Below are 18514 nucleotides of genomic sequence, written 5' to 3' on the forward strand. Positions count from 1 at the left end.
CAAGTTTTGCGAAAATCCGGTATTGTTACTTCTTGATCATTTCAATTTCCAGGGTGATTGTTATTTCTTCGCCGACAGCAACCCCACCTGTTTCCAGGGCCTTGTTCCAGACCAGGCCGAAATCCTTGCGATTAATCTTTGTGGTGGCCGTTGCACCTTTCCGGATAGCGCCCCACGGGTCTTTGCTTTCTTTCGAAGGCCCTTCAACATCGAGAACGACTTGTTTGGTTATACCGTGAAGTGTCAAGTCGCCCGTGACTTTCAGCTTGTCTTTGCCGGCCTTGGCAACTTTCTTCGATACGAAGGTCATTGTTGGGTATTTTGCCACATCGAAAAAGTCGGCACTGCGCAGATGCTCGTCTCGCTTCTGGACATTGGTGTTGATCGAGTTGGTATCGATGCTGACTTCTACCTTGGACTTGGTGATGTCCTTGTCGTTGATCTCCACGATTCCGGTGTGCTTCTCGAAGTTGCCCTTCACGTTCGACACCATCAGGTGCCTGACCTTGAAGCCCACATTGGAGTGGTCGGGGTCGATAGTCCAGGTTGTGGCGAATGCAAAGGCCGGAATGGCCAGGGCGATAATGGTGGTGATGGATGCGATAATTCTTTTCATGGTAATTCTCCTTTGCTTAGTATTGGTTTGATGTTGAACTATGTGCCCAAAAAAATGCTGCTGCTTTACGACACTCCTTTCATGCCCAGTTTTTTACACAATTGACCAAGTAACTCCTGCTCGTTCTCGTCCAGCGATGCCATTTCCGTAACGATTTCAGCTTCGACATCGGCAAATACCTTGGCAATCAGCGCTGTCCCGGCTGCAGTAAGGTGAATGGTCAAATAACGTCGGTCCTCATTGTCGCGTTCTCTTTTTACCAGATTCTGTTTTTCCAGATTGTCGATCACCAGGGTGATGTTGCCGGTACTCTTGAGAATCTTTGAGGCGATGTCGCGTTGGCACAATGGCCCTTTATGGTAGAGCGCTTCCAGTACGCCAAACTGGCTGATGGTGAGTTTTGGCGTTGCCAATACACGATGTACCCTGCTGGTGACCGATTCAGCCGCCCGCATCAGTTTGGTGTAGGTATTCAGGGCGCGATATGTTGATTTTTGTGTGAGCTTCATTGCTAACCTTTTTGGACGCCAGAATAATCGATCGATATCAAATAGCTTAATATCAAATTATATTTTAAAGCCGACACTGTCAACAGTTTTTTGTTCGAGTTGCGGCCTTCCTCACAAAAGTCACCGTATCGGTCAAACAGGTGAAACGTGGACGATATCATGGTCCAGCTGGAAGCGATTCATAACGAGAGAAAGCCCGAGCGCTATTTGTCAGCTGTAATGACGACGAGTTTTTGCTGCCACAGCCTTGCCGTTGTAATTTGCCCCAGTTTCTTGCATTCCGGATCAATTATCGACCGGCAACCAACTGAGTTCCTGCAACGGCCTCCCTTCCTTGTAGTACAGGGAGGGGGTCAGGAGTACGAAGAATATGTGGACATCGCGACAACCAAAATGGTTGAGCAGGTCATGCATTGTTGCCGCAATAGTGTCATGTTTTTCCTGACCCCGGGGGAACATGTATATCTCCAGCGAACGGGGCGTTGCTTATTTCATCCCTCAGGCGGTCTCACAAACCCCGGCCACCTCACCCCTCCGCCTTATGCCATCATCGCAGATTCTGTTGTGCCGGCGATTATAGATTCGCCGGCTGTCCCGTTGATGAAATAACACTGCTCCATAACCGACCACTTGGATCAATCTTCTTCCTGGTGCTGGATGCGAGCGAAATCGGTACATGCACAAATTGATGATTCCAAAACCCGACAACCATATTAGTTCGTCCCGCCATCCCGGCATGAGCAGCATTGTGCCCAAGTGATAAACAGAATGTTGCATCATGCGGATTCGCCGGCTGGCTTCGAATTGTATAGCTCGGGTCGATGTATTTCAGGGTCATCTCGAGACCGTTCTCTGCAAAATGCGCATTGATTTTCTCTTTGAGGAACAGGCCGATATCGGTAAGCTTCGTATTCCCTGAAGCATCAACTTGACCTGATGCCGTCATCAGTTCTTGTCCGGCGCCTTCCGCAACCACAATTACCGCATGGCCGCGTTGCCGGATTCTTTTCTCAAGATCAGCGAGCAATCCGGATAGTGTGAACGGCGATTCCGGAATCAGGCAATAATTTACCTGGCAATCGGCCATTGCTGTATAAGCGGCAATGAAACCGGAATCCCGGCCCATCAACTTTACAAGGCCGATACCGTTGCGGGCTCCGAGCGCTTCGGTATGGGCAGCATACGTCGATCTTCGGGCTTCGGAAACTGCCGTTTCAAAGCCGAATGTTGTTTGCAGGTAGGAAATGTCATTGTCGATAGTTTTCGGAATTCCGATGACGCTGATTGATATTCCTTGCCGAGCTATTTCCTCTGATATTTTAGCCGCACCTTTCAGTGTTCCGTCTCCCCCAATGGTAAACAGAATACCAATCCCAAGCTCTGTGAGCGTTGAAACCATCGCTGCCGGATCTTGATGCCCTCGGGATGAACCGAGAATCGTGCCACCTGACTCTCCAATGCGGCTGACAAGCTCCGTGGTCAGCTTGAGAGGTTTATGGCCGTAACTGGATACGAGACCTTCATAGCCATAGCGGAAACCATAAATATTCTGAACGCCGTAATGGTGATAAAGGCTCATCACTATGGCGCGGATAACGTCATTCGTTCCCGGACAGAGACCACCGCAGGTGACAATACCGCAAGCGATCGAGGAGGGATCAAAGAAGATATTCCGGCGCGGACCCGCAACCTCAAATGATAACGGCGCTAGATTACTGGCGATGCGCTGTTGGATTTCATCAAAACTTGAATGATAGAGAAGACGCTCATAGCCATCACAGAAGCACTGACTCGGCATCGGTGACGGATGCAGGTTTTCCCCAAGGCACTGGACTTCAAAGTCTTTCGAGGTTAAGTTTTTGTTCGACATACATGTCCTTGTTGAGTGGTGTCGTTATTGTCTGGATCTAATTGCTGAAACCATAGATGGACGTCCTCAGCGAATAAGAGCATGTCCCATTTTCATCCCTGCTACAAAAAGCTATTTGGCAGGATGACCTCTGGCTTCATGTTAAAGGTAAAACTTGCAAGAATCCATTTATCGCCATTTCGATAGGACAAAAAGCTAGCGAATAAAGGTCCTTTTTCATAATCAAAGCTCAAATATGCCATCTGGGACGTCTTTGATATTTCTCTTATCTTTATCACCTGATAACCAAGATAAGCTCCATACATTGTCTCGACTTGCTTGAAAGTATTCGCTTGGCTCAGTGCTTCAAGACTAGTTTCAAATGCACTTCCCTTAATCCAGGCCTTAACTGCCGCTTCAGGCCCTTTTGCCTTGTATTCATTAAGCCCAGTCAGAACAATACTTGGCAAAGTATTATCAGCCATTGCCAAAATAGGGGCCGATACAACTGTAATCATGAATAGAACAAATGTGTACCTTAAGGTTTTATGTATCCTTTGATTGCGATGCTTCATTTGTTCCTCCTTTTTGGTATTCTGGGGACACCTTACTTATCTCGCTTGAACTTAATACCTGATAAAACTCTATGTGACATGCTAACCGATTTTCCGGCCAACATCCCACCGTCTTTCCTGAAACATTTGCATTCAAACTATGCGGGCATCTGAAAGAGGAGTCGGTTTAAGGATTTTCATCAAGGCGGACTATAGTACTGTTTACATGGCGTGTCAAAAGAGATCAGGCGGGGGGAACGCTGGGCCAGCGACGTGGGGTGTGGGGGGATCGGTCAAACAAGGCAGTATTGTCCGACTCTTCGGCGACAGCAGAGAATACCGGTCATGAAACAGAGCCGGCGACTACGACAGGGGCAGCGCTTTCCCGCCTATGCGCCAGCAGCCTGAGCGCTGCAATCTGCAGCAGGATAGATACCCCCAGACCAAGCAGGATCAGATCAAAGGGATTTCCTCCGGGTACGGCTACACCCATATGCGACAACAGCGCCGCCAGGGCGAACCCCGACATGCCCGAACCCAGGGACTGGGTCGCCGACACCAGGGCATAGGCGATGGTGCGCTGGGATCCGCGGCAGATCCGGAAGGATTGGGCCGTGGTTGTCAGGCCGAGGATTGCCGTGATCAATCCCAGAACCAGCGATGCGATAAAACCTGCCGCCAGCGGCGATATCGGGAACAGAATACGGGCCGGAAAGACAAACAGCGCCACGCTAAAACCAATGTGACACAGCAGAAACACCCGCTGCGGCCCAAAACGGTCTATCAGACGCCCCATGAATTTGAACCCGGCCAGCGAGCCCAGCATGCTGCCCACCGTCAGATCAATTCCAATTTACCGTTCCGTAAGGCAAGGGTTTGTTATGATCGCTGATCCAGGTTGCGATGTCGATCAGGGGCTTTTCCCGGTGAAGATCGCGCAGCAGCATATGATACCCCTGCCCGTAGAACGCTTTCCTGGTTGTCACAGGCATCTTTTCGAGCATCTGCAGCATAGGTTCTTTGGGAATCACCTGATCGTTTTTGCCGTATTGGACCAGGGTTGGTATCCGCAGTTTCCCGGCCTGTTCCAATGCCGCGTCCATCAGATTGGTAAGACCGTACATGGCGTCAACACGGGTGCCTTTGATAACCTGTGGATCAACGTGCAACGCTCTGCGCATCTCCAGATTGTCGGAAGGAATCAAGTCCAGCCCGCTTCCGGTCAGCTCCAGCCAGGGGAGCGTGTGCGAGGTAACCGCAAGCAGCCATCGTTGATACCATGGCATGGTTGCCCGTCCCCACACCGCAGGGGCAACCAGTATGACACCATCTATCGGGGGTGGATTGTTCCCGGCCAGAGTTACGATTGCGACAGCGCCCCCCATACTCTCGCCCAGTATGTAGAGCGGGATGTCCGGATGGCGTTTGCGAATCTCTTTAACGAAGCTGGAGAGGTCGTTTTTGTATGCATCGACACCAGACCACAACCCCCTCCCGGGAGCAGCGCCGAATCCTCGCTGGTCATAGGCGTACCAGGCAATGCCGTAGCGGATCAGGTAGCTTCCGGGAAAGGCAAAGGAATAGCTGTAGTCATTGAATCCGTGCACACCGACAATAACAGCCGTAACCGGCTTATCCGTCGGCAGCCAGGATCGTACCGGCAGCAGGGCCCCATCCCCGGTGACAAAAAATCCGTTCTCAATTTTGGGTGCAACGACCAGTTGCCCTGGATAATTTACCAGTGGAGTGCATGCAGATACGAGCAGCAGGGTAACCACCACAATCGCTGTCTTCAATATCAAACGAATGTTATTCATGCCTGGGTCCACGATCTTCACGGTTTCACCTGATTCGGTGTCGCAACTATTCAACTCGCCAGCTTCGGCTATTTCAACAACCTGCTGCGAGTTCCTAATGATATTGGTACGCCCATAATGTCTCTTATGCTACAATTTAGCCAGGAGGACAACGTCATGTCAACAGAAGCTGAATTTGCCATGCTGCTGTTGCGACTCCTGATAGACAGGCCGAAGGAACTGCAAAAGGTTATGGATTACCTGCAAAAGGAAGTGCTTGCACGGAAGACAGCTCTGGAGGCCGGGGTCACAGGATTCGCAACACGCGAAGAGATAATGAACGAATTTATGGAACGGTACGGCTTGATTGTGGATTTTACCGACAACAACCCGGATATGAGACCCGATCAGATTCTTGCAGATGAGCTCTCAAAACGACTGCCCGGGTTGCCTTCAGGTGCAAGGTTTAAGATCGGATAAGACCACAACAGATTACTACTGGGTTGCTGCTTTTCTCAAAGGTCAACGTGTGTCAGCCGGATTTAAAGGTTCATCGACCCTGTGCGGTATCCGGACAAATCCACGGCAACATAGGTGAAGCCCGCATCCTTTACAATTTTATCCACCTGCTCGCGCAGCGCCCCGATTGCCAGGACAAACTCGTCCGGCCCCAGCTCCAGTCGGGCAACCTTGTCATGATAGCGAACCCGCAAGATGCGGAACCCGATTCCCCGGAGCGCTTCTTCAGCCTGCCCTACCCGCCTGACACGCTCCGGCGTAATGGAGGTGCCATAGGGAAAGCGGCTGGACAGGCAGGCAAAGGCCGGCTTGTCCCAGCTGGGCAGCCCAAGAAACTGCGACAGGCCCCTGATATCCTCCTTGGTAAAGCCCGCTGCCTCCAGCGGACTGAGCACCCCGATTTCCTGCGCCGCCTGGCGACCGGGACGGTGATCGCTGCGATCATCCAGATTGGTCCCGTCCAGCACATGCAGCAACCCTTCCTCATCGGCAACATTCCTCAGCTTGGCGAACAACTCCTTCTTGCAGTAGTAGCAGCGGTTGCGAGGGTTATCCTTGAACTCGGGGATATCCAATTCTTCCGAAACGATCTCCCGGTGACGGCCACCGATACGGGTTGCCAGCTCACGGGCTTCCTGCAATTCACGTTGCGGATAGGTCTCGGACGTGGCGGTGACCGCCAGGGCCTTCTCACCGAGAACAGCCGCAGCCACGGCAAACAGGAGCGTTGAGTCAACACCACCGGAAAAGGCGACAACACAGCTTCCGAGTTCTGCTAGCATCCGCCGCAGATTCTCATATTTTTTTGTGAGGGCATCATCCAGTTTCACCGTCATATCCCGGTCCCCTCATCTGAAGACAAGCTGTTTACGGGCCGTGTGCCCCGTTTGAAGATCAGGATACTGACCCCTTCTGCAGTGCGATCGAATTCAAATGATAACGTATTCTCGTATGCCAGCTGCGCCACCGCTTCAAGTTGTACCAATTCCCGCAGAGTGAACAGCACGCGGTTACCCTTTGCAAGGTAGTCGATGAAGCTGGTTGACACATCGAACTCAAGCGGGCCCCATTCACCGGTCAGGTCAACCACGCTCACCCCGATGCCGCTGATGGAGGCTTCACTCAGACTGATGCGGCGGGTTTGGTAACCACCTGCAGCCGGCAGTTCCTGACCGGATCCAGTCAGCGCTGTCATCCGGGGTTCCAGGGGCGCCGCCGCGATCACCATGCCGGCAGCCACGGTGGCATTGGTGAAGCGGTCAATCAGGATAAAGCTGCCCGTATCCCGGTTCTGTTTGTACGTATCGAATGAGATCGGACGGTCAAGCTCCAGGCGGACCACGCCGATTTCGTTCAGACCGAGCGTCGTCACCTGTTTCTGTTCCAGGGTATTGACGTCCACCGCATACTGCACGGTGGTGACCCGTCCGGGGGTCACGGCCGTAGCGGTCTTGACCAGATAGATCTGTCCCGGCTGCAGCGGCTCGTCGTGCATCCAGACCAGGTGCGCCTCCGGGTGCCGGGCATGGATCGGCGGGGCATCAGGGACAGTCAGCATGTCCCCCCGGCTGACATCGATTTCGTCCGCCAGCGTCAGGGTCACCGATTGGCCAGCGGTCGCTTCCGGCAGGTCGCCGTTCATGGTGACGATCCTGGCCACGCGGCTGGTGCGTCCGGATGCAGCGACCCGCAGCTCGTCTCCCGGACGAACCGTACCGGCAGCGATGACACCGCAGAAACCGCGGAAGTCGAGATTGGGGCGGTTCACCCACTGGACCGGCATGCGGAAGGGCTGCGCCCGCTTGTCCCCTTCCACCTGGAAGGTCTCCAGGAAGTTCAGCAGAGTCGGCCCGGTGTACCAGGGAGTGTTGGGACTGGCTTCGATCATGTTGTCGCCGTTCAGCGCCGAAAGGGGAATGGCGGTTATGGAGGCAAACCCCAGCGGTGCGGCAAACTGCTCGTAGTCGCTACGGATTGCTTCGAAGGTATCAGCGTCAAACCCGACCAGGTCCATCTTGTTGATCGCCAGTACCACGTGCCGGATGCCGACCAGCGAGACCAGAAAACTGTGGCGCCGGGTTTGGGTCAGAAGCCCCTTGCGGGCATCCACCAGGATTACCGCCACCTGGGCGGTGGAGGCGCCGGTGACCATGTTGCGGGTATACTGCTCGTGGCCGGGGGTATCGGCGACGATGAACTTGCGCAGATCGGTGGAGAAAAAGCGGTAGGCCACGTCGATGGTGATGCCCTGCTCCCGCTCCGCCTGCAGCCCGTCCAGCAGCAGGGCATAGTCGATGGCGCCGCCCTGGGTGCCGACCTTTTTGCTGTCCGCTTCCAACGCTGCCAACTGGTCCTCGAAGACCATCTTGGAATCCCACAGCAGGCGCCCGATCAGGGTACTTTTGCCGTCATCGACGCTGCCGCAGGTGATGAAGCGCAGTAGTGATTTTTCTTCCTGGCTCTTGAGATAGGCAAGGATATCGTTTTCTATAAGATCAGATTGATGTGCCATTAGAAGTACCCCTCTTGTTTCTTCTTCTCCATGGAACCGGCCGAGTCGTGGTCGATCAGGCGGCCCTGGCGTTCCGAGGTGCGGGTCAGCAGCATCTCCTGGATGATCTGAGGCAGGGTGGTCGCCTCCGACTCGACAGCGCCGGTCAGGGGGTAGCAGCCCAGGGTGCGGAAGCGTACCGATTTGTGCTGGATGGTTTCCCCCGGCCTGAGATCCAGGCGCTCGTCATCCACCATGATCAGCATGCCGTCCCGCTCCACGACCGGCCGGACCGCGGCATAGTAAAGCGGCACGATCGGAATCTGCTCCAGGTGGATGTACTGCCACACATCCAGCTCGGTCCAGTTGGAGATCGGAAAGACACGGATGCTTTCTCCCGGCTTGATGCGGGTGTTGTACAGGTTCCAGAGCTCCGGGCGCTGGTCCTTGGGGTCCCAGCGATGACTGGCGCTGCGGAAGGAAAAAATGCGCTCCTTGGCCCGGGATTTTTCCTCGTCCCGCCGGGCACCGCCAAAGGCCGCATCGAACTTATAGCGGTTCAGCGCCTGCTTCAGTCCCTCGGTTTTCATGATATCGGTATAGAGCGCCCCGTGGGTAAAGGGTGAAACCCCCTGCCGGACCCCCTCCTCATTGACATGCACGATCAGGTCGAGGCCGCATTCGGCGGCCATCCGGTCGCGGAATTGAATCATCTCGCGGAACTTCCAGGTGGTATCCACATGCAGCAGCGAAAACGGCGGCGGGGCCGGATAAAAGGCCTTGCGGGCCAGGTGCAGCATGACCGCCGAATCCTTGCCGATGGAGTAAAGCATGACCGGGTTGCTGAATTCGGACACCACCTCGCGGAGGATGTGGATGCTTTCAGCTTCCAGCTGCTGCAGATGGGTAAGATTTTTGTTCATATTTTCTCCTTAGTACTCTGCGGATGCGGATTTTGCGTCAGAGCAAGGCTGTCGAGACAGTGGGCGGAGACGTAGCAGCGCTACGTCGCACAACCGCTGTCGAAGACTTACGCAGCTCTGGCACAAAAGCCACATCCGTGTTATTCGATCCAGCCGCCGCCAAGAACCCGCTCTCCGTCATACAGTACAGCGGCCTGGCCCGGTGTAACTGCGGTCTGGGCATGGTCAAAGCGCACCTCAAAACGGTTGTCGGCAACCAGTTTGACACTGCAGGGGGTGGCGGTTTGACGATAGCGTATCTTGCAGGTGGCACGGAACTCCGGGATTTCCGGCTGCACGCCCCAGGTTGCGTTTCCGGCGGTCAGGGTTTGTTGAAACAGTTCTTCACGCTCCCCCACCACCACCCGATTGAGTTCAGAGTCCAGGGCAACCACATGCAGCGGATGTTTCCAGGCAATCCCCAACCCCTTCCGCTGTCCGACCGTGTAACGGTGCAATCCGGAGTGGCAACCGACAACAGCCCCATCACCCGTCACGATCTCGCCGGCATTCTGAGCAACGCCGTGACTCTCGAGAAACCGCACATAATCGTTATCGGGTATAAAGCAGATCTCCTGGCTTTCGTGTTTCTGCGCCACGGGGAGCTTGTATTCTTCAGCCAGATTCCTGACTGCCGGCTTTTCCAGCTGGCCTACCGGAAACACAACCTGCTGCAGTTGTGCCTGCGTCAGGGTAAAGAGAAAATAGGACTGGTCCTTGGCCGGGTCGTGGCCGGTCAGAAGCCATTTCCGACCGTCAGCATCCTCTTCGGTCCGGGCATAGTGGCCGGTTGCCAGCTGGTCTGCACCCATTTCTTTCGCACGCTTCAACAGCAGGTCAAATTTGATCAGGTCGTTGCAGCGGATGCAGGGATTGGGGGTGCGGCCGGCCGCATATTCGGTGATAAAGTAATCGATCACCAGTTGCTTGAACTCCGCCCGCATATCGATGACTTCAAACGGGATACCCAGCTTCTTGGCCACCCGGCCGGCATCGATGACATCGTCCAGCGAACAGCAGGTTTTGATACGGCAGCCCGCTTCGCGTGGTATCGGGTCATAGAGCTGCAGTGACACCCCGCTGACCCGGTAGCCCTGCTCTTTCAGCAGGGCCGCGCTGACGGAGGAATCGACCCCGCCGCTCATGGCTATCACAACATGCTTATTGTCCATGCGCAGTTCTAATGTTCATTTGCGGTGCAGACCGCATTCTTTCTGTTCCGCGCTCTCCCACCACCATCTGCCTTCCCTGACGTGGTCCCAGGGACCGATCGCCCGGGTGCAGGGGGCGCAGCCGATGGAACGGTAGCCCTGATCATACAGGCGGTTCTTCGGCAAGTGGTGTTCTTCCGTGTAGTCGACAACCTGCTTTTCACTCCAGGTCAGCAGCGGGTTGATCTTGAGAATGCCGCCATTGGCACGGTCCAGCTCGATGGCGGCCAGGTCAGAGCGGGTGACACTCTGGTCGCGGCGCATGCCGGTAACCCAGCCTTTCAAATCCTTCAGCGCCCGGGACAACGGCTCAACCTTGCGGATAGCGCAGCACTGGTGGCGCTTCTCCAACGACTCGCGGAAGGAGAACAGACCCTCGGCCCGTTCCAGCTTCTCAATCTCACCGTGCTTTGGGAAATACCAGTCGATCTTCAAGCGGTAGCGTTCCACCAGGGCTTCGGCCACCTCATAGGTTTCCTCATTCAGCCGGCCGGTATCCAGGGCGAAAACCCCCAACTGGAGCCCGGCCGCATGGGCGATGTCGATAATGGCCACATCCTCCAGAGAGAAGGAGCAGGCCAGGGAAACCGGGCCATTGGCGGCTTCAATGCCGGCCCGCAGGATTTCTGCGGGGGTAGCGTTCTCTGACAATTCGGGAATTATTGTACTCATACTCACTCTCTTTACTGAAACGTGGATTTTTTTGTTCTGGCAAGGCTGTCGAGGGATTGCGCGGAGACGTAGCAGCGCTACGTCGCACAATTTAGCTTGCGAAATTGGACCGCGAAGGCGCCCCGTAAGGGGGCGGCCATCAGGCCGAGTCACAAGCGATCCTGAAGACTTACGCAGCCAGGGCGAAAAAAGACCGTTTCATATCTGGTAATCTTCCACAAATACTCTGACCTGCCTCGGCCTCACATACACCTGTTCGCCCTGCTGCAGCCCAAGATTCTGGAAGTTGTCCCTCGTCAGTTCCGCATCGATCAGCTCGCCGTTCTCTTCAATAACGAGCGTGATCCGCACTGCCGGGCCCAGTTTCTGGATATGCCGGATCTCGGCCTTGAGGGCAGTTGAATCCTGCGGGCTGCGGTCGATCTCGATATCATGCGAACGGACGTATGACACGGCATTTTCGTTGGCATCCTGCTGACCGCCGCCCGACTGGTGCAGGCGGCCATGAAACAGATTGACGTTACCCAGAAAATTCAGCACAAACGCCGTTGCCGGGTGCTCGTAGACCTGGTCGGGGGTGCCGGACTGCTCAACCTTGCCCTTGTTCATAACGACAATGCGGTCCGCCACTTCCAGGGCTTCTTCCTGGTCATGGGTAACGAAGACACTGGTAACGTGGATTTCATCATGCAGCCTGCGCAGCCAGCGGCGCAATTCGGCCCGCACCTGGGCATCCAGGGCACCGAAGGGCTCATCCAGCAGCAGCACCTGGGGTTCCACCGCCAGGGCGCGTGCCAAGGCAATGCGCTGTCGCTGGCCGCCCGAGAGCTGCGCCGGGTAGCGGTTGGCCATGTTCTCCAGTTGGACCAGGCTGAGAAGTTTCATAACCTTCTCTTTAATGTCCCCCTTGGATGGGCGGGTCTGCTTGGGGCGGACATTCAGGCCGAAGGCCACGTTATCAAAGACAGTCATGTGCTTGAAGAGGGCGTAGTGCTGAAAGACAAAACCGACGCGGCGCTCGCGCACATGGCTCTGGGTGGTATCCTCACCGTTGAACAGGACCCTGCCGCTGTCAGGCGTTTCCAGCCCGGCAATAATCCTGAGCAAAGAGGTCTTGCCGCAGCCGGAGGGGCCCAGCAGCGCCACCAGCTCACCGGAAGGGATCGTGAGGCTGACATCGCCCAGCGCGGTAAAGGTTCCGAATGTCTTTTTTATGTTTTCTATCTCGATACTCATCGGGTCACCTGTTTGAGTTAATTCTTTGCAAGTTGCTGCCTGACTTTCCACTCGGCGATTGACTTGACCACCAGGGTGATCAGGGCCAGGAAAGCCAGCAGCGAGGCCACGGCAAAGGCGGCGGTGTAGTTGTATTCATTGTAGAGGATCTCCACGTGCAAGGGAACGGTGTTGGTCATACCGCGGATATGGCCGGAAACAACCGACACGGCGCCGAACTCGCCCATGGCTCGCGCATTACAGAGGATCACGCCGTAAATGATGCCCCATTTGATATTGGGCAGGGTGACCCGCAGAAAGGTCTGCAGACCGCTGGCGCCCAGCACCAGGGCCGCTTCCTCTTCCTCCTTGCCCTGGGACTCCATCAGGGGGATCAGCTCGCGGGCAACAAAGGGGAAGGTGACAAAGATAGTTGCCAGAATGATGCCCGGCACGGCGAAGACAATCTTGATATCGTGAGCCTGCAGCCAGGGGCCGATCCATCCCTGCAGACCGAAGATCAGGACATAGATCAGGCCGGAGATAACCGGCGAAACCGAGAATGGCAGGTCGATCAGGGTGATCAGCAGATTCCTGCCCGGAAAACTGAACTTGGCGATGGACCAGGCCGCTGTCACGCCGAAGAAGAGGTTGAGCGGCACCGTCACAGCGGCGGTTATCAGTGTCAACCGGATGGAGGACAAGGTATCCGGCTCCCTGAGGGCCTCCAGGTAGACAGAGAGACCCTTTTCAAAGGCCTGGCTGAAAACGGCGGCCAGCGGCAGCAGCAGGAACAGGGTCAGAAACACCAGGGCAATCGCGATCAGGGCCCAGCGCACCACAGCCGGTTCGGTCTGAGCCCGTCCGGTCGTGCTTTTTGCTGAGTATGTTTTGGTTGGTGCGGACATAATAACCTCTAAAATATTTCTCACCACGAAGCCACGAAGATCACGAAGTAAAACAGAAACCAAATTAATCGTTAAATAAAACGTCCTTGCAGTTCTTCGTGTCCTCGCTTAAAGGCGCCTACTTCTGGTCGTGTCCTTCGTGGTAAATGCCGTTGTTATGTTTCTATTCCGCGTACCTTCTGCTCCATTTCTGCAGGAGGTTGACAACCAGCAGCATCAAAAATGACGTCAGCAGCATGACACAGGCTATGGCCGTGGCACCCTGATAGTCGAACTGTTCCAGCTTGGTGATGATCAACAGCGGTGTGATCTCCGAAACCATCGGCATGTTGCCGGCAATGAAGATAATCGAACCGTACTCACCGACGCCCCGGGCAAACGACATGGCGAAACCGGTCAGAATGGACGGCAGCAGCATGGGAAAGATGACCCGCTGCAGAGTCTGCCAGCGGCTGGCCCCCAGACAGACGGCAGCTTCTTCCAGTTCCACTTCGATCTCTTCAATCACCGGTTGAACAGTGCGCACGACAAAGGGGAGACCGATGAAGGTCATGGCCAGTACGATGCCGAGCGGCGTAAAGGCCACCTTGATGCCGAGCGGCTCCAGATAACGCCCCACCCAGCCGTTGGGGGAGTAGATCGTGGCCAGGGTAATACCGGCGACTGCGGTTGGCAGGGCAAAGGGAAGATCGACCAGCGCATCCACGATCCGCCGGCCGGGAAAACGGTAACGGACCAGCACCCAGGCCACCAGGACACCGAAGATCGAATTAATAATCGCAGCGATTACGGCTGCGCCGAAGGTGACCTTGTAGGAGGCCAGCACCCGCGGTGCGGTGACGGTGCTGATGAACTCGCCCCAGGTCAGTCCGGCTGTTCTGAAAACCAGAGCCGACAGCGGGATCAGGACAATCACGCTCAGATAGAAGACGGTGAAGCCCAGAGTCAGCCCGAAACCCGGCAGAACGTTGTTGCGGCGCTTGAATAGTTTCATGGGGATGTCCCGTTATTGAGATTGCTTTGTTCGGAGAGAGGATACCCTATAACATGAATGGAAAGGAATATTGATTTTCGGTTCATGCGCTTCCTCTCTCTCGGGATAATGCACAACCTGCAGCGGGCAGATGAATGCGGGGCAGCTTGATCCGCCCCGGTTCCCGGTTATTTTGCTTGTGCGTAGATCTGGTCGAATGTGCCGCCATCGGCAAAGTGTGTTTTCTGGGCCTTCTGCCAGCCGCCAAAATCCTTGTCAATGGTGTACAGTTTCTTGATTTTGGCCAGCCTGGTCGGGATCTTGGCGTTGATCGGCCGGTAGTAGTGCTTGGCGGCGATCCGCTGCCCTTCGTCAGTATAGAGGTATTTCAGGTACTCTTCGGCTACTTTGCGGGATCCGTGCCGGTCCACGACCTTGTCGATAACGGTAACCGGCGGTTCAGCCAGGATGCTCTCCGGCGGGGTTACCACTTCAAACTTGTTCGGTCCCAGTTCGTTGATCGCCAGGAAGGCTTCGTTTTCCCAGGCCAGCAATACATCGCCCAGGCCGCGCTGCACGAAGGTGTTGGTGGAGCCGCGGGCACCGGAATCCAGCACCGGCACATTCTTGAAGAGCCTGGCAACAAATTCCTTGGCTCTGGCTTCGTTGCCACCCTTTTGATTCAGGGCATAGGCCCAGGCTGCCAGGTAGTTCCAGCGAGCACCGCCGGAGGTCTTGGGGTTGGGGGTAATGACCGCGACACCCGGTTTTACCAGATCGTCCCAGTTTTTGATCCCTTTGGGGTTGCCCTTGCGCACCAGGAAAACGATGGTCGAGGTGTAGGGCGCACTGTTGTGGGGCAGTTCTTTCTGCCAGCCGGGCTTGATCAGCCCCTTAGCGGCAATGGCATCGATGTCGTAGCCCAGCGCCAGGGTAACGACATCAGCCTCAAGTCCGTCGATGACCGAGCGGGCCTGTTTGCCGGAACCGCCGTGAGACTGCCTGATAGTGACCTTGTCACCGGTTTTCTTCTGCCACTGCTGGGCAAAGGCTTTATTGAAATCTGAATACAGTTCGCGGGTCGGGTCGTAGGAAACATTCAGCAGGGTGATATCGGAGGCAAAAGCGGCAGCAGCAGTCAGGGTCAGTGCTAATGCTGCCAGGGCTGTCGTGATTTTATTGAGTTTCATATTTTCCCCTGTTTTATTCTATAGGCTTAATAGATATTACTACCAAAAAAAAGTTTATTCAGGTTACTCTTCGACCTTTTCCAACTCAAGGACATAATGACCTTCGTCCGTCTGCTTCAGGCCGATCAGCCTGTGGCCATCGGCCTTGAGGCTGCGGGGAACATTTTTCACCGGTTCGCCGTCATCCAGCAGAATCTGAAGAACCGTGCCGTTATCAACATCTTCCAGCGCCAGCTTGGCTTTGACAAAATTCGTGGGACAACTGACACCACGCAGATCAATTACCTGCATGAGCACCCTCCTTTACCACTTGAGCTCCTACCTGGGTCGCAATAATCTGTGGTGCAATGGTCTCGGCGACAGCATTCTCGGGAAACTGTGTGCGCAGATGATCCAGAAGTGCCTGCGGCCCCTCCTTGATTATCGTGTCGCCCAGCCGGATGCGCCCCAGGCCTTCAGCCTTCTGCTTGTACCATTCCAGCACGGAAGTGATGAAGGCAACGACCCGGTCTTCCGGCAGGAAGGTAGCGAACAGCGTCCCCACCAGGGGATTGCGGCCCCACTTGCCGCCGATGCGTACGGTATAGCCGCGTTTGGCCTCGCTCCAGGCGCCGGTGGGGCAGACCTTGACGCAGTCGCCGCACCAGATGCAGGGATCGTGGCTGAACAGCGGCTTGGTGTCCTCACCCATGACAATCGCCTTGGGCACACAGCTCTTGGCGCACAGACCGCAGCTGATGCAGGCATCGCTGTCGAGTTTCGGGTAGATCGCACCCTGAAAGCCGATATCATTGGTGGCGGATTTGGGGCAGTCAAAGGGGCAGCCGGCAAAGGCTACCTTGAACTTGTGGTGGCCGGTGGGTGTACCGAACAGCTTCTCATCGACTTCCAGGGCCGATTTCTGGGTATCCACCAGGCCATTGGGGTTGTATTCGCAGCCGCCGCAGGCCACCGGCACGCGTACCCGTGCACCGCAGGAAGCTACCTTCTGGGTGGCTTCGCCCAGCCCCTCAACAACGGCATCGAAATCCTTGAAATTGATATTGATCAGCTCGATGGATTGGCGCACAGACAGATGCACGAACTCGCCCCCGAATTTTTCGGCGACTTCGGCGATCCGTTTCAGCCTCGGAATTGACATCCGGCCGCCCGGGACTCTCAACCGGACGGTAAAAAGATCCTTGCCGCGCTCCTTGATGAAGCCGCCGGCCTTGAGGTTGTTCAGATCGATCTTGGTCTGCTTTGCATCGGACATCGCTTTAACTCCAGGTTAGTGTGATTTGAATCATGCCAAAACAAATAAAAGCTGTCAAGATTTATTTTTATAACGTCTACAGATTTACTATACTATCATCTCTATCTGCTCCAGCTGAACACTTCCTGATTTGATTGCATAGGACTTGATATCCGCTGCGGCTGCATCGGCAAGCGAGATGATCACACAGGAAACATCCGGTGTCAGCGCCAGCCGGATATCCTCTTCCGATGGACGGGCCGGAGATTCCGGGTGGGAATGATAGATCGCCAGCATTGACAGGCCCTTGGCCCGCAAATCCTTGATGACTGCAAACTGTTCCCTGGGTTCCATCATGAAATGTTCATTACTTGCATCGGTATTGACCATGCGGTAGATGGACGAAACCGTATCGCCGTTGCCGCCCAATATGCCGCATACCTCCAACGGGAAACCTTCCCTGGCATGGGCTATCAGATCGTCATGAATTGCTTTCGGGATTTTCAACATAGCGTATTACCCCTTAAGGTCACAGACGGTCATGGCATCCAGTTCATCCCTGACCTTTGTAATGGTCGGACTGTCGCCGCAGACCGGACAGGCGCTCTTGCGCTTGAGCGGCACCTCGCGGAACTTCATCCGCAGGGCGCTGTAGGTCAGCAGGCGATCGGTCAGTAGATCACCCTTGCCCAGCAGGAACTTGATCGCCTCGGTGGCCTGGATCGTGCCGATGACACCCGGCAGGACGCCGATCACACCGGCCTGGGAGCAGGTCGGAATGGCGTCCTTGGGGGGCGGTTCCGGAAAGATGCAGCGATAGCAGGCCGATTCACGCGGCTTGATCGTGATGGTCTGGCCGTCGAACTGCAGGATGCCGCCATGGGAATAGGGTTTGCCGGCCAGGACACAGGCATCGTTGATCAGGAATTTGGCCGCGAAGTTGTCGGTACCGTCGATGATGAAGTCGTAGTCGGCGATGATGCCGTTAATATTTGCAGCCGACACCCATTCCTTGTAGGTCTTGACCATAACGTCCGGGTTGATGGCCTCCATCTTCTCCCGGGCCGATTCCACCTTGGGTTTGCCGATATCAGGGGTGAAGTGGATCACCTGGCGCTGCAGATTGGAAAGATCGACATCGTCGGCATCGGCTATGCCGATGATGCCGACCCCGGCAGCGGCCAGGTAGAGGGCAATCGGCGCACCGAGGCCGCCGGCGCCAATGATCAGCACCCGGCCGTCAAACAGCTTCTGCTGCCCCTTGCCGCCCACCTCTTTCAGGATGATGTGGCGCGAATAGCGTTCGATCTGGGATTCAGTCAGCATAATAACTTCCCCCGCCCATGAAATAGAGAAATTCAATTATATCTCCGGCATTGACCGGCGTAGTCTCGTAGGCCGTTCGGTCCAGGATGTCACCGTTCAGCTCAACGGTGACATACAGACGCTGCGAAACATCCAGCTCCTCCAGCAGAGAATCGACCGTGCGATCGGAATTTTCAGCTATGGCGGTTTCTTTTCCATTAACGGTTATGTTCATCCCCATACTCCTTCATCCATCCTATGTATTTATCATCCCAGGCCGGGCAACGCAAGGCTGTCGCCGCCCTTTACCAGTGTGTTCGCTACATCACTGCTGCTGATTTTTGTGCCGTTGAGTGTTACGTCCGAGCTCTCTGCGGAAAGGATCTTCAACAGGACGTCCAGGGAAACAAACGTTCGACAGCCGATGTTCAATTTCTCTTCCCGTCCGTTTACCGTTACCGTCAGCATAAAAATATCTCCAATTTTGTTATCGCGTTATCCTGTGTATCC

Annotated in this window: 23 protein-coding genes; 1 reads left to right on the top strand and 22 read right to left on the bottom strand. The window is 55.3% G+C overall.

Annotated features, from left to right (window positions below; translation table 11 throughout):
• Nucleotides 1-25: 25 nt before the first annotated feature.
• From ACOCF6_RS04290 to ACOCF6_RS04320, 7 genes are all read right to left on the bottom strand, one after another.
• Nucleotides 26-616: a YceI family protein gene (locus tag ACOCF6_RS04290; RefSeq protein ID WP_482459153.1), complete on the bottom strand. Its 591-nt coding sequence runs from the start codon at nucleotides 614-616 to the stop codon at nucleotides 26-28.
• Between the two features lie 65 nt (nucleotides 617-681).
• A complete protein-coding gene (locus tag ACOCF6_RS04295) occupies nucleotides 682-1125 on the bottom strand; it encodes a MarR family winged helix-turn-helix transcriptional regulator (RefSeq protein ID WP_482459154.1) in 444 nt (147 codons plus the stop codon).
• Nucleotides 1126-1410: 285 nt separating this feature from the next.
• The gene (locus ACOCF6_RS04300; protein ID WP_482459155.1) at nucleotides 1411-1584 is read right to left on the bottom strand and encodes a DUF1904 family protein; all 174 of its coding nucleotides are present in this window, start codon (nucleotides 1582-1584) and stop codon (nucleotides 1411-1413) included.
• Nucleotides 1585-1699: 115 nt separating this feature from the next.
• Nucleotides 1700-2995, bottom strand: coding sequence for an ATP-dependent 6-phosphofructokinase (locus tag ACOCF6_RS04305; RefSeq protein ID WP_482459156.1), 1296 nt, complete (start codon nucleotides 2993-2995; stop codon nucleotides 1700-1702).
• 101 nt (nucleotides 2996-3096) lie between these two features.
• Nucleotides 3097-3549: a hypothetical protein gene (locus ACOCF6_RS04310; protein ID WP_482459157.1), complete on the bottom strand. Its 453-nt coding sequence runs from the start codon at nucleotides 3547-3549 to the stop codon at nucleotides 3097-3099.
• Between the two features lie 322 nt (nucleotides 3550-3871).
• Nucleotides 3872-4363 carry an MFS transporter gene (locus ACOCF6_RS04315; protein WP_482459158.1) on the bottom strand — a complete coding sequence of 164 codons (492 nt, stop codon included), beginning with the start codon at nucleotides 4361-4363 and terminating at the stop codon, nucleotides 3872-3874.
• A 7-nt stretch (nucleotides 4364-4370) separates the two neighbouring features.
• Nucleotides 4371-5345, bottom strand: coding sequence for a lysophospholipase (locus ACOCF6_RS04320; RefSeq protein WP_482459159.1), 975 nt, complete (start codon nucleotides 5343-5345; stop codon nucleotides 4371-4373).
• A 156-nt stretch (nucleotides 5346-5501) separates the two neighbouring features.
• Here ACOCF6_RS04320 and ACOCF6_RS04325 point away from each other — a divergent pair, with 156 nt between their 5' ends.
• A complete protein-coding gene (locus ACOCF6_RS04325) occupies nucleotides 5502-5804 on the top strand; it encodes a hypothetical protein (protein WP_482459160.1) in 303 nt (100 codons plus the stop codon).
• 62 nt (nucleotides 5805-5866) lie between these two features.
• Here the strand turns inward: ACOCF6_RS04325 and larE are convergent, their stop codons facing one another.
• From larE to ACOCF6_RS04400, 15 genes are all read right to left on the bottom strand, one after another.
• Nucleotides 5867-6679, bottom strand: a complete 813-nt coding sequence (larE, locus tag ACOCF6_RS04330) for an ATP-dependent sacrificial sulfur transferase LarE (protein ID WP_482459161.1) — start codon at nucleotides 6677-6679, stop codon at nucleotides 5867-5869.
• Complete coding sequence (cysN, locus tag ACOCF6_RS04335; RefSeq protein WP_482459162.1) at nucleotides 6676-8355, bottom strand: sulfate adenylyltransferase subunit CysN; 1680 nt, start codon at nucleotides 8353-8355, stop codon at nucleotides 6676-6678. Before cysN ends, larE begins: the two co-directional genes overlap by 4 nt.
• The gene (cysD, locus tag ACOCF6_RS04340) at nucleotides 8355-9257 is read right to left on the bottom strand and encodes a sulfate adenylyltransferase subunit CysD (RefSeq protein WP_482459163.1); all 903 of its coding nucleotides are present in this window, start codon (nucleotides 9255-9257) and stop codon (nucleotides 8355-8357) included. The genes cysN and cysD overlap by 1 nt, the downstream gene beginning before the upstream one ends.
• Nucleotides 9258-9397: 140 nt before the next feature.
• Nucleotides 9398-10468, bottom strand: a complete 1071-nt coding sequence (gene mnmA / locus ACOCF6_RS04345) for a tRNA 2-thiouridine(34) synthase MnmA (RefSeq protein WP_482459164.1) — start codon at nucleotides 10466-10468, stop codon at nucleotides 9398-9400.
• 15 nt (nucleotides 10469-10483) lie between these two features.
• On the bottom strand, nucleotides 10484-11179 hold the full coding sequence (locus tag ACOCF6_RS04350; RefSeq protein ID WP_482459165.1) for a phosphoadenylyl-sulfate reductase: 696 nt from the start codon (nucleotides 11177-11179) through the stop codon (nucleotides 10484-10486).
• Between the two features lie 198 nt (nucleotides 11180-11377).
• The gene (locus ACOCF6_RS04355; protein ID WP_482459166.1) at nucleotides 11378-12415 is read right to left on the bottom strand and encodes a sulfate/molybdate ABC transporter ATP-binding protein; all 1038 of its coding nucleotides are present in this window, start codon (nucleotides 12413-12415) and stop codon (nucleotides 11378-11380) included.
• 17 nt (nucleotides 12416-12432) lie between these two features.
• Entirely contained in the window at nucleotides 12433-13302 is an 870-nt protein-coding gene (cysW, locus tag ACOCF6_RS04360) for a sulfate ABC transporter permease subunit CysW (protein ID WP_482459167.1), read from the bottom strand.
• Between the two features lie 163 nt (nucleotides 13303-13465).
• Nucleotides 13466-14296 (bottom strand): sulfate ABC transporter permease subunit CysT, encoded by an 831-nt coding sequence (gene cysT / locus ACOCF6_RS04365; RefSeq protein WP_482459168.1) that lies wholly within the window; start codon nucleotides 14294-14296, stop codon nucleotides 13466-13468.
• A 167-nt stretch (nucleotides 14297-14463) separates the two neighbouring features.
• Nucleotides 14464-15465: a sulfate ABC transporter substrate-binding protein gene (locus tag ACOCF6_RS04370; protein WP_482459169.1), complete on the bottom strand. Its 1002-nt coding sequence runs from the start codon at nucleotides 15463-15465 to the stop codon at nucleotides 14464-14466.
• A 63-nt stretch (nucleotides 15466-15528) separates the two neighbouring features.
• A complete protein-coding gene (locus ACOCF6_RS04375; protein ID WP_482459170.1) occupies nucleotides 15529-15756 on the bottom strand; it encodes a sulfurtransferase TusA family protein in 228 nt (75 codons plus the stop codon).
• Nucleotides 15743-16720, bottom strand: a complete 978-nt coding sequence (locus tag ACOCF6_RS04380) for a 4Fe-4S dicluster domain-containing protein (RefSeq protein ID WP_482459171.1) — start codon at nucleotides 16718-16720, stop codon at nucleotides 15743-15745. The genes ACOCF6_RS04375 and ACOCF6_RS04380 overlap by 14 nt, the downstream gene beginning before the upstream one ends.
• Before the next feature lie 87 nt (nucleotides 16721-16807).
• A complete protein-coding gene (locus ACOCF6_RS04385) occupies nucleotides 16808-17209 on the bottom strand; it encodes a M67 family metallopeptidase (protein ID WP_482459172.1) in 402 nt (133 codons plus the stop codon).
• Nucleotides 17210-17215: 6 nt separating this feature from the next.
• Nucleotides 17216-18025, bottom strand: a complete 810-nt coding sequence (locus ACOCF6_RS04390) for a HesA/MoeB/ThiF family protein (protein WP_482459173.1) — start codon at nucleotides 18023-18025, stop codon at nucleotides 17216-17218.
• Nucleotides 18015-18239: a sulfur carrier protein ThiS gene (thiS, locus tag ACOCF6_RS04395; protein WP_482459174.1), complete on the bottom strand. Its 225-nt coding sequence runs from the start codon at nucleotides 18237-18239 to the stop codon at nucleotides 18015-18017. The genes ACOCF6_RS04390 and thiS overlap by 11 nt, the downstream gene beginning before the upstream one ends.
• Nucleotides 18240-18271: 32 nt before the next feature.
• Complete coding sequence (locus ACOCF6_RS04400; protein ID WP_482459175.1) at nucleotides 18272-18472, bottom strand: hypothetical protein; 201 nt, start codon at nucleotides 18470-18472, stop codon at nucleotides 18272-18274.
• Between the last annotated feature and the right edge of the window lie 42 nt (nucleotides 18473-18514).

Source organism: Geobacter psychrophilus (genome assembly GCF_056821595.1).